The organism is Thermodesulfobacteriota bacterium (assembly GCA_040758155.1).
Classification (GTDB): Bacteria; Desulfobacterota; Deferrimicrobia; order Deferrimicrobiales; family Deferrimicrobiaceae; genus UBA2219.
Map to the genome: position 1 here is coordinate 1 of JBFLWB010000130.1, position 2,860 is coordinate 2,860.

The following is a 2,860-nucleotide window of genomic DNA, read 5'->3' on the forward strand; positions in this document are numbered from 1 at the left end:
GCCTCGGCGCCGCCGGCGGCGTGTACGCCGCCCTCTCGGGGCGGTCGGCGTTCCTCGCCGTCGCGGCGGCGGCGCTCGTCCTGTCGGCGTACGCGGTCTTCGAGGGGAGCCGCATCGAGGTCGTCCGCCTTCGCATTCCGACGGACAAGCTCCCGCCCGGGATTCCCCGCCTCCGGATCGTCCAGATCTCCGACCTGCACCTCGGGCTCATCCACCGCAACGCCAGGGCCGCGGAAGTCGCGCGGATCGCGGTCCGCGAGCGCCCGGACATCTTCGTCTCGACGGGGGACCTGGTGGACGGACAGCTCGATCACATCGACGGCCTTTCGGAGATCTTCCGGGAGATCCCCGCCCCGATGGGAAAATACGCCGTCACGGGCAACCACGAGTATTACGCGGGGCTCGATCTCTCGGTCGCCTTCACCCGGCGCGCGGGATTCGAGATCCTGAGGGACCGTTCCGTCGTCGCCGGCGGAGCGGTCCGGATCGCGGGGGTGGACGACCCCACGCAGGAGCGCCTCGGACGCGGCCGGAAGGCGACGGAGGCCGACGTGCTCGGAAACCGCCCCGACGGCCGGTTCACGGTCCTCCTCAAGCACCGCCCCGCGATCGACCCGGCCACCGCGGGGAAGTTCGACCTGCAGCTCTCCGGCCACACCCACGGGGGGCAGATCTTCCCGTTCCGCTTCCTCACCCAATTGGCATACCCGCTCCCGGCGGGGAGCCATCCCGTTCCCGGGGGCGGCACGATCCACGTGAGCCGCGGGACGGGAACCTGGGGACCGCCGATGCGGTTCCTCGCCGCGCCGGAGATCACCGTCATCGACCTGGAGGGATCCCCATGAAACCGTTCCTTTTCGTCACGGATCTCCACGGCCACCGAAAGAAATACGAGCGCACCTTCACGTACGCGAAGGAAGCCGGCGCCGGTCTCGTGATCAACGGGGGGGACATCTCCCCGTCCGGACACCGGCGGGAGGACCAGGAACGGTTCTACCGGGAGTTCCTCGGAGACTGTTTCGCCCGATACCAGGAGGCGGGGATCCGGTACCTGACGGTGACGGGGAACGACGACCTCGGGTCGCTCGACGGCCTCCTCGACGAGCTCTGCGCGAAGACCCCGCTCGTGACGCACATCTCCCGCCGGATGGCGGAGGTCGACGGGTATTCGTTCATCGGGCTGGACCTCGTGACCGACTTCCCGTTCCGCCTGAAGGACCGCGCCCGCCGGGACGCGGCCGGGCATGTTTTCGGGCGGCAGTTCGGATGCGGGATAGTCTCCACGCCCGACGGCTTCCGCGAGATCCCCGATTGGCCGGAGCACGCCGCGACGCTTCCCACCCTTGCGGAGGAGCTCGATGCGCTCCCCAAACCGCCGGATCCCCTGCGGGCGGTGTACGTTCTCCACGGGCCCCCCTCGGGAGTGGGGCTCGACAAGATCCGCGGCGGGGGTGGAGTGGGATCGCCGGCCACCCTGGAGTTCCTCAAGATGGAGCAGCCGCTGCTGTCGCTCCACGGCCACATCCACGAATCGCCGGAGGTGTCCGGCCTGTGGCGGACGAAGATCGGGCGCACCGTCTGCATCCAGCCGGGGCAGGCCAGCGAGGAGCTCACCGTCGTCGTGGGGCGGCTCGACGACATGTCGTTCGAGCGCAAGACGCTCCCCCTGTGAAACGGCCCGCCCCTTCCGCGCGCGCCGCCGGGGTCCAGATCCCGATCATACCGACCGTGACCGGCTGGACCGCCGAAACGCCTGGCACGATATCCCTCGGGCAGGGGGTGGTTCACTACGGGCCCCCCCGCTCCGCCCTGAAATCGATTCCGGATTTCCTCTCCTGCTTCCCCCACCACCGGTACGTTCCGGACGCGGGACTCCCCGAACTGCGGAAGGCGTTCGAGGAGAAGCTCCGGGCGGAAAACGGGATCCACGCTCCGTATGAACGGAGGATCTACATCACCGCCGGCGCGAACCAGGCGTTCCTGAACGCCGTGCTCGCCGTCTGCGACCCCGGCGACGAGGTGATCCTCCTCGCTCCCTTCTATTTCAACCACGAGATGGCGGTCCGGCTCGCCTCCGCCGTGCCGGTCGTCGTCCCCACGGACGACCGTCTCCAGCCCGACCCTGCGGCGATCGAGGCGGCGATCACGGAGAGGACGCGCGCAGTGGTGACCGTCTCGCCGAACAACCCCACCGGCGCGGTCTACCCGGAAGAGACGCTCGCGGCGATCCACGGGCTGTGCCGCGACCGCGGAATTTACCACGTCAGCGACGAGGCGTACGAATATTTCACCTACGACGGGGCGCGCCATTTCTCCCCCGGATCCCTCGGCGGCGACCACTCCATCTCCCTGTTCAGCTTCTCCAAGGCGTACGGAATGGCGAGCTGGCGGGTGGGAGTTCTCGTGGCGCCGGAGCATCTCTACGACGAGCTGATGAAGATCCAGGACACGGTGGTCGTGTGCGCCCCCGCGATCTCGCAGCACGTGGGGATCGGGGCGTTGAAGGAAGGGAACGGGTATTGCCGCTCCTTCCTCCCGGGGCTGTCGAGGGTCCGGCGCGAGATGCTCCGCCGTCTCGCCGGGATCCCCGGCCTGGTGACCGTCCCGCCGGCCCTCGGCGCCTTCTACCTCTTCGCCAGGGTGAACACGGACATGCCCGCGATCCGGCTGTCGGAACGGCTGGTGCAGGAGCACCGGGTCGCGGTCATCCCGGGAGAAACATTCGGCGCCTCGGACGGCTGCTGGCTGAGGATCTCGTACGGAAATCTGCGGGAGGAGACGGCCGCCGAGGGGATCGACCGGCTGGTGAACGGACTGCGCGCGATCTTCGTCGGGTAGAGAAAGCTGCAGCGGGGGCCCC

Annotated in this window: 3 protein-coding genes; all 3 read left to right on the forward strand. The window is 69.0% G+C overall.

From position 1 onward, the window contains the following. Positions 1-845, forward strand: an 845-nt coding sequence (locus tag AB1346_08220; protein ID MEW6720419.1) for a metallophosphoesterase, incomplete at its 5' end; no start/stop codon positions are given. Then, a complete protein-coding gene (locus AB1346_08225; protein MEW6720420.1) occupies positions 842-1,672 on the forward strand; it encodes a metallophosphoesterase in 831 nt (276 codons plus the stop codon). The genes AB1346_08220 and AB1346_08225, both read left to right, overlap by 4 nt. Beyond that, complete coding sequence (locus tag AB1346_08230) at positions 1,669-2,838, forward strand: pyridoxal phosphate-dependent aminotransferase (GenBank protein ID MEW6720421.1); 1,170 nt, start codon at positions 1,669-1,671, stop codon at positions 2,836-2,838. The genes AB1346_08225 and AB1346_08230 overlap by 4 nt, the downstream gene beginning before the upstream one ends. The last annotated feature ends 22 nt before the right edge of the window (positions 2,839-2,860 follow it).

Coding starts and splice junctions, on each gene's coding strand:
- AB1346_08225 (MEW6720420.1), top strand. CDS start 842: ATGAAACCGTTCCTTTTCGTCACGGATCTCCACGGCCACCGAAAGAAA.